At 65.1% G+C, this 8,249-nt stretch carries 7 protein-coding genes and 1 pseudogene; 1 reads left to right on the top strand and 7 read right to left on the bottom strand.

Annotated elements, in window-relative coordinates; all coding sequences use genetic code 11:
* On the top strand, positions 1-2,047 hold a 2,047-nt coding region (metE, locus tag B1964_RS06660; RefSeq protein ID WP_079929291.1), incomplete at its 5' end, for a 5-methyltetrahydropteroyltriglutamate--homocysteine S-methyltransferase.
* Positions 2,048-2,143: 96 nt separating this feature from the next.
* On the opposite strand, the pseudogene B1964_RS30650 reads toward metE, so the two are convergent.
* The 7 genes and pseudogenes from B1964_RS30650 to B1964_RS06625 form a co-directional block, all read right to left on the bottom strand.
* Positions 2,144-2,254, bottom strand: a pseudogene (locus B1964_RS30650) (DJ-1/PfpI family protein); the annotation flags it as partial.
* Positions 2,247-3,272, bottom strand: a complete 1,026-nt coding sequence (locus tag B1964_RS06650; RefSeq protein WP_014359572.1) for a methionine synthase — start codon at positions 3,270-3,272, stop codon at positions 2,247-2,249. The gene B1964_RS06650 and the pseudogene B1964_RS30650, both read right to left, overlap by 8 nt.
* A gap of 26 nt (positions 3,273-3,298) precedes the next feature.
* Entirely contained in the window at positions 3,299-4,270 is a 972-nt protein-coding gene (locus tag B1964_RS06645) for a putative oxygenase MesX (RefSeq protein WP_026920212.1), read from the bottom strand.
* A gap of 228 nt (positions 4,271-4,498) precedes the next feature.
* Positions 4,499-5,452 carry a LysR family transcriptional regulator gene (locus B1964_RS06640; RefSeq protein ID WP_079929289.1) on the bottom strand — a complete coding sequence of 318 codons (954 nt, stop codon included), beginning with the start codon at positions 5,450-5,452 and terminating at the stop codon, positions 4,499-4,501.
* 362 nt (positions 5,453-5,814) lie between these two features.
* Positions 5,815-7,329 carry a SulP family inorganic anion transporter gene (locus tag B1964_RS06635; RefSeq protein WP_079929292.1) on the bottom strand — a complete coding sequence of 505 codons (1,515 nt, stop codon included), beginning with the start codon at positions 7,327-7,329 and terminating at the stop codon, positions 5,815-5,817.
* 128 nt (positions 7,330-7,457) lie between these two features.
* On the bottom strand, positions 7,458-7,991 hold the full coding sequence (locus tag B1964_RS06630) for a Uma2 family endonuclease (protein WP_079929288.1): 534 nt from the start codon (positions 7,989-7,991) through the stop codon (positions 7,458-7,460).
* A 61-nt stretch (positions 7,992-8,052) separates the two neighbouring features.
* Positions 8,053-8,249 (bottom strand): helix-turn-helix domain-containing protein (locus B1964_RS06625; protein WP_139765648.1); only part of this gene is annotated, 197 nt, incomplete at its 5' end.

Below are 8,249 nucleotides of genomic sequence, written 5' to 3'. Positions count from 1 at the left end.
GCTCGGCGCCCTGCCCGAGCGGGTCGCACACATCACCGATCCCCTCGACCGCTACTTCGCAGCGGCCCGCGGCACCGCCGACGTCACGCCGCTGGAGATGACCAAGTGGTTCGACACCAACTACCACTACCTCGTGCCCGAGATCGGCGACGCGACAGCCTTCTCCCTGCACCCGGAGAAGGTGCTCGCGGAGGTGGCCGAGGCGCAGGCCGCCGGTGTGAGCGCACGTCCGGTCGTCATCGGGCCGATCACCTTTCTGGCGTTGTCGAAATCCGCTCATGACACCGCAGGCGGGGGCTCCCCGCTCGATCGCCTCAACGAGTTGCTGCCGCTGTATCTGGATCTGCTGGCCCGCCTGGCCGACACCGGAGTCGAGTGGGTACAGATCGACGAACCGATCCTGGTCACCGATGCCGCAGAGCGCCTCCCCGCGCTGGCCGGCTCGGTGTACTCGACCCTCGCGCAAGCGAGCTCGCGACCGGCACTCTGTGTCGCCACGTACTTCGGCGACGCCCGGGACAGTGTGCGAGCCCTTGCGCGCACCGGCATCGAGGCGGTGGCCGTCGATGTGATCGAGGGCTCCCTCGAGTCGGTGGCCGACGTACCCGAACTGGCCGACATGCTCGTCGTGGCCGGCGTGGTCAATGGGCGCAACATCTGGCGTACCGATCTCGAGAAAGCCCTGGCCACCCTGGGCACCCTGCTCGGGTCGGCGGGGTCGTTGGCGGTGTCCACCTCGTGTTCGACGCTGCACGTGCCGTATTCCGTCGAACCCGAAACCGGGCTCGACGACAACCTGCGCGGTTGGCTGGCCTTTGCCGCGGAGAAGTACCGCGAGGTCGCGATCCTGTCCGAGGCGTTGCGCCACGGTCGGGAGTCCCAGGCCGACGCGTTCGACGCCGCCGCCGCCGCGTTGGCCACCCGCGAATCCGATCCGCGAGTGCACAACCCGGCCGTGCGTGAGCGTCTGGCCGCCATCACCGACGCCGACCGCAAGCGAGGCGATGCCGCGACCCGCTCGGCTGCGCAATCCGAGCGACTGAATCTCCCGCCGTTGCCCACCACGACGATCGGCTCCTATCCGCAGACCTCGGCGATCCGGCTGGCCCGCGCCGCGCTGCGCTCCGGTGAGATCGATGACGCCGAGTACGTCCGTCGGATGCAGGCAGAAATCGCCGATGTGGTTGCACTGCAAGAGGAGATCGGACTCGATGTACTCGTCCACGGCGAGCCGGAGCGCAACGACATGGTGCAGTATTTCGCCGAGCAACTCGACGGCTTCTTCGCCACCGCCCATGCCTGGGTGCAGTCCTACGGGACCCGGTGCGTGCGTCCGCCGATTCTGTTCGGCGACGTCTCCCGCCCGGCGCCGATGACCGTCGACTGGATCGCCTACGCCCAATCGCTGACCGGCAAGCCGGTCAAGGGCATGCTCACCGGGCCCGTCACGATCCTCGCGTGGTCATTCGTGCGTGACGATCAACCCCTGTCCGACTCGGCCGACCAGATCGCCCTCGCGATCCGGGACGAGACGATCGATCTCGAGCGGATCGGCATCGGCATCATCCAGGTCGACGAGCCGGCCCTGCGTGAGCTGCTCCCGCTGCGGGACGCCGACAAGCCCGCGTACCTCGACTGGGCGGTCCGGGCATTCCGGCTGGCCACCTCGGGCGTCGCCGACGCCACGCAGGTCCACACCCATCTGTGCTACTCGGAGTTCGGCGAGGTCATCGGCGCGATCGCCGAACTCGACGCCGATGTCACCTCGATCGAGGCGGCACGGTCGAGCATGGAGGTCCTCGACGACCTCAACGCCATCGGATTCGCCAACGGCGTCGGGCCGGGTGTGTACGACATCCACTCACCGCGTGTCCCCGACGTCACCGAGATCGAATCGTCGTTGCGCGCGGCGCTCGATGCCGTCGGGCCGCAGCGCCTGTGGGTGAATCCGGACTGCGGTCTGAAGACTCGCGGCACCACCGAGGTGACCGCGGCGCTGACGAATCTGGTCTCTGCGGCCAAAGCGGCACGCGCACTGGCCAACTGAGCCGGACAGTCAGCTGAGCCGATTGCGGAGGCCGGTCGGGAGGACCCGGGTGTGCGACCCCGGGTTCGCTCCGTGGTCGGTCGGCAGATCTCGCACCGACCAGTGTGAGGTCGCTTGTCGGCCGTCGAGGAGTCCCGCGGCGGCGAGTGCGATCGATCCCGTGCAGACGCTGGTCACGTACTGCGCGGAACGCCCGAGGTTAGGAGAGCTCTTTGCGAAGAATGGCGGCGCCCTGGGCGAGCGCGACCATCTTCTGCCGTGCGACACCACGTGCGAGCGGTGCCATGCCGCAGTTCCCGCTGGCGTAGAGCTTGTCCTTGTCGACGAAGGGGAGTGCTTTGCGCAGTGTCGCTGCCACTTCCGCCGGCGTCTCGATGGTGTCGCTGGCCACGTCGATCGCTCCCAGCATGACCGTCTTACCACGGAGTAGTTCGATCACCTCGACAGGAACCCGCGAGTTGTGGCTCTCCAGGGACACGATGTCGATCGATGATTGTTGCAATAGTGGGAACGACTCTTCGTACTGGCGCCATTCGGGCCCCAGCGTTGCCTTCCAGTCGGTGTTGGCCTTGATGCCGTAGCCGTAACAGATGTGGACGGCGGTTCGGCAGCTCAGTCCTTCGGTGGCCCGCTCGAGTGCCGCGATACCCCAGTCCTTGAGTTCGTCGAAGAACACGTTGAATGCGGGCTCGTCGATCTGGATGATGTCGACGCCGGCCGCCTGCAAGTCCTTTGCTTCTTGGTTCAGGATGGTTGCGAACTCCCACGCGAGCTGCTCGCGGCTCCGGTAGTGGTCGTCGTAGAGGGTGTCGATCATTGTCATCGGGCCGGGGAGGGCCCATTTGATCGGCTGATCGGTTTCGACCCGAAGACGCTTCGCATCCTCTGCGAAGACCGACTCTTCGCGACTCACCGCGCCGACAACCGTCGGGACGCTCGCGTCATAGCGGTCACGAATGCGCACGGTTTCACGGCGGTCGAAATCGACGCCACTGAGGTGCTCGATGAACGTGGTCACGAAGTGCTGACGTGTCTGTTCACCATCGCTGATGATGTCGAGCCCGGCTCGACTCTGATCGTGTGCCGCGAGTGTCTGGGCGTCGAGCTTCCCCTGCCGCAGTTCGTCGTCGTGTAACTTCCACGGGGACCAGAGCTTCTCCGGCTCGGAGAGCCACGCGGGTTTGGGCAGGCTGCCGACGATCGTGGCGGGCAGGAGTGCATTCATCTCGGATACCTCAGTTCTCGCGCCGATCAGGCCGATTGCTTTGTCGCCCAACGCGCAAGGACATCGCCGTACGGTTTCATGAGCCTCACCTCGGTAAATTTTCCCTGGGTGGCCGCGAGCTGGGTGCGTTCGACCCGGTCGTAAGTCACCTGCGGGAGTGAGTAGTTGCCGTAGTCGAGACTCGGCCGGTACACCTGTGCCGCCGCTGTGTTCGCGCTGTAGATCTCGGGACGGTAGATCTTCTGGAACGTCTCCATCGTCGCGACCGTTCCCGCAAGCGCGATGAACGAGTAGTCGTTGAGTAGGTCGCCGCGGTGGTAGAAGGCCAGCGGGGCAACGGAACCCGGAGGCATGAAGTAGCGGACCGTGAGCCCCATCTTGCCAAAGTACTCATCGGTGAGCGACAGCGCGTCCGACACATACTCCACCCCCAGAATCGGGTGGTGGTTCGTGAGGCGGGTGTAGGTCCGCGACGTCGAGACGCTGATGCAGATGACCGGCGGCTGAGAGAACCGTTGGCGGTACTCGTCCGATTCGAGGAAGCGCTGAAAGACCTGCCCGTGCAGATCGCCGAAGTCGCTGGGGACACCCGTCGCCTGGTGTCCGGGGAGCCGAACGCTGAAGTCGTAGTCGCGAATGTAGGAGGAGAAGTTGTTTCCGACGATGCCCTTGGTACGGGTCCCCGTGGCGGTCTCGACGATGTCCACGTCGAGCACCTCGATCACCGGAAATGCGGCGTCGTCCCCTACCGAGGCGAGATGTAGGTCCACCGAGACGATGTCGAGTTCGAGTTCGTAGCGGTCACCGCGCGGATTGTCCCAGTGGAGCAGTTCATTGACCCGGGTGTTCATCATCGTCACGGCGTTGCGAAGATTCTGCTCACGGTCGTCGCCGCGTGCGAGATTCGCGAAGTTCGTCGTTCCACGTGAGCTGCTCGACGGGGTGTAGCCCTCGTCGAAGCGCGTCGTACCGATGCTGAAGACACATTCGTTTGTCATGGTGATCAGATGCCCCATTCACTTGCACCGCGCTCAACGACGGTCGCCATCGCATGATTCACTGCCTGAGTTACGCAGCACTTCGATCTGACTTCCCATGGTCGAGGGCCCATCGGCGCGACCGATGGCACTCGGGAGCCGGTGGCCCGAAGCGGCGTTGACAGCAGTGTATGCAGGCGCGTCTCCATAGCCTAATTACACTTCACGATACCTGGGGATAGGAATCAGCTATGCCAGCAGATCGACTCCGAAACTCGAGACCACATCGCGCATCTCCGCCACGAATCGCTCGGCCTGGGCGGTCAACGAGACCGAGGCATGTCCGATCCAGCCGATCTCGATGCGCTCGTCCACCTCGAGCGGAACAGCGACTATCGACGGATCCAGATCGTCGGAGATGATGCCGGTCGAGATGGTGTACCCGCCGAGACCGATCATCAGGTTGAAGATGGTTGCTCGGTCGCTCACTCGGATGTCTTGCTTGGATGAACGCGTGGAGAGGATCTCTTCGGCGAGATAGAACGAGTTGTTCCCGCCCTGGTCGAACGTGAGCCGCGGGAGGTCGTCGAGATCCTTCAGCGTGACACTCTTCTTGCCTGCGAGGTGGTTCGTGCGGGCGATGAAAATGTGCGGTGTCGTGAAGAACAGCGGCGTAAAGGTCAGCCCCGCTTCGCGGAGCAGCTTGTTGATCACGTTTGCATTGAAACCGTTGCGATAGAGCACGCCGACTTCACTTCGCAGAGTGCGGACATCTTCGATGATGTCCCAAGTCCGGGTCTCGCGAAGACTGAACGCGTATTCGGCAGCCTCAGAGGCTTTCACCATACGAGCAAAGGCGTCGACGACGAAGGAGTAGTGCTGAGTGGAAACGGCGAGGAGTCGGCGCGAGGGGCCGCGCCCGAGGTACCGCTGTTCCAGTAGTTCCGCTTGCTCGACGACCTGGCGCGCGTAGCCGAGGAACTCCGCCCCGTCGTCGGTGAGGGTGACTCCCCGGTTCGAGCGGACGAACAGTGAACGTTCGAGCCGGCTTTCGAGGTCCTTGAGCGCGGCGGACATGGTCGGTTGAGCCACATAGAGCATGTCCGCCGCGGCACTGATCGATCCCTCCGCTGCCACCTCCACGAAGTAGCGCAACTGCTGCAGCGTGATTCCACGCAGCGCTCCTGCGGCGTGCCGTGCCATACCAGAAGACTAACGAACCGCCGTGGAGATCCGAAGTCCACACGGTCTCCACCAGACCCAGGACGGTTCACTTCGGCGCCTCAATTCCTCATCTGGTCAGCAGCCCACTCGCCTTCTACGCGCGCACGTCGACCGATGGTGACCGACCGAGGGCCCGAGGCGTCCACCCACACCGGGCGGCTGTCGCGTGTCCTGCAACCTGTACTCGCCACGCTCGCAGCACAATTGGCCTCCGGCGACGCCCGCCCCCACGGGGCGGACACCCCACCCTCGCCCGGTCCCCAGCCCTTCGACGTCCGCCACCCCGGCAGACCACACCACAAGGAGACACCAGTGAGCTCCCCGCGCCCTGCTTGCCTGCCTCAGTGGGCGCCCGCGAGGTGCCCGCTGAGGCGCTCGAGCCGCTCGGCGCTGTCGGGGTTCAGCCCGATAATGGTGGCGCTCTTGCCCTTTGCCGCGTACTTGGTGACGATCGCGTCGAGTGCCGCAACGGTGGACGCATCCCAGATATGCGATTCGCTCATGTCGATGATCACGGTCGTCGGGTCGTCCGCGTAATCGAACTGGTAGACCAGGTCGTTGCTGGACGCGAAGAAGAGTTCTCCGCGCACCTGATAGACGCGCGTGTCGGGATCCGGGTGATCCACCACGACGACCTCGGTGACGTGGGCGACCCGTCGCGCGAAGAGCACCATCGCGGTGAGCACACCGACGACGACGCCGTAGGCCAGGTTGTGCGTGGCCACCGTGACGACGACGGTGACGAGCATGACCGCGGTTTCGCTCTTGGGCATGCGCCGCAACGTCGTCGGGTTGATGCTGTGCCAGTCCATGGTGCCGACCGACACCATGATCATCACGGCGACGAGTGCGGCCATCGGGATCAGCGCGACGATATCGCCGAGACCGACGACCAGGATCAGCAGGAAGACACCGGCGAGAAAGGTCGAGATCCGGGTGCGCGCACCGGAACTCTTGACGTTGATCATGGTCTGTCCGATCATCGCGCAGCCGCCCATGCCGCCGAAGAATCCGGTGACCACGTTCGCCACGCCCTGCCCCATCGCCTCGCGTGACTTGTTGGAGTGGGTGTCGGTGAGGTCGTCGACGAATTTCGCGGTCATCAACGATTCGAGCAACCCGACCAGCGCCATGGTGAACGCGTACGGCGCGATCACCGACAACGTGTGCCAGGTCAGTGGCACGTCCGGCAGGACCAGTGAGGGTAGGTGCTCAGGCAGTTTGCCCTCGTCGCCGACATCGGGCACCGACCAGCCGACCGCGAGCGTCACCGCGGTCAGCGCCACGATCGCGACGAGCGGCGCCGGGATGACGCTCGTCAGTCTCGGCAACCCGACGATGATCAGAACACCCACGGCGACAAGCGGATACACCAGCCACGGCACGCCGATCAGATGGGGCAACTGGGCAGCGAAGATCAAGATGGCCAGCGCGTTGACGAATCCCACCATGACGCTGCGCGGAATGAACCGCATCAGCCGGGCGACGCCGAGGCCGCCGAGGATGAGCTGGAACACCCCGGCCAGGATGACGGCGGCTATGAGGTAGTGCAGCCCATGGCTTTTCACCAGTGGTGCCACGACGAGGGCCACCGCACCGGTGGCCGCGGAGATCATCGCCGGGCGGCCGCCGACGATCGCGATCGTGACCGCCATGGTGAACGAGGCGAACAGACCGACGCGCGGATCGACACCGGCGATGATCGAGAACGAGATCGCCTCCGGGATGAGCGCGAGCGCAACCACCAGCCCGGCCAGAACCTCGGTGCGCAGCCGTCTCGGTGAACGCAAGGCCGCCCATACCGACCGGTCGTGCGCGGGCGAGGTCGTCGTGGACAGTGACACGTGCGGGGACATGTGCTCGGACTCCGTTCCGGCGCGCCGGGACATGGACATCCGGTGTCACCGCGGGATCACCAGGTGGCACGCAACCCGGCACACCTTACCGGAGAGTGTGGAGCGGCTCGCACGCTCGTGATTCGACGTCAGAAGGTGAGCGAGATGGTCAGGGGAAAGGGCGTGGTCGACGTGTGATGCCCGGTCACCGGAACGCCGGAGTAGCCGTGGTCGGTGAGGGTGAGTGGGGTGAGCGTGGTCGGCCGCCCCAGGTCGACGATCCTGTAGTGGGCGATCCCGGCATCGGCGTACTCGCTGCGCTTGGTGACGTGATCAGTCCGTCGGGAGCCTGGCGACACGATTTCGATGGCGATCGCCACGTCCGCCGCGACCAGAGGTTCGGGTGCATCGCTACGACACACGACGATATCGGGGACTCGGACCGTGGCCGGCGTCGCAGGATCGATGACCACCTCGACCTCCGGGAGCGCTTCCCAACCAGTCGGAAGCGCCTCGTCGACCTGGGCACACAGCCGGAAGACGGCGCGCGCGCGTGCCTTCATCGGTCGTGGCGACACGATGCGCACGCCCTCCTGGAGTTCGACCCGGTACTCGGGTTCCTCGGGCAACGCACGCCACTGATCCAGCGACATCAAGCCGAGCTGGGCGTGTGCAGCGGTCATGCCTCACATGGTACGACGATGCGGCGCCCCGGCGTCCTGAACGACCGACCTCGGCTGGTAACTACCGCCCGCGCGTGCGGGCGATATCGGACGGTGCCACGCCGTACCTCTTGCGGAATGCCGCCGCGAACCGGCCGGTGTGGGTGAATCCCCAGCGCATCGCGACGGTGGTCACCGAATCCGCGTCCTCGCAACACAATTCGTCGTGCACACGGTGTAATCGGATGTCGGTGAGGCATTCTCGCGGCGATTTGCCGA

Origin of the sequence: Gordonia sp. i37 (genome assembly GCF_002043085.1) — a bacterium.
Lineage (GTDB): Bacteria > Actinomycetota > Actinomycetes > Mycobacteriales > Mycobacteriaceae > Gordonia > Gordonia polyisoprenivorans.
The sequence above is the reverse complement of the archived record's forward strand: the minus strand, read 5'-3'. Positions and strand labels throughout refer to the sequence as shown.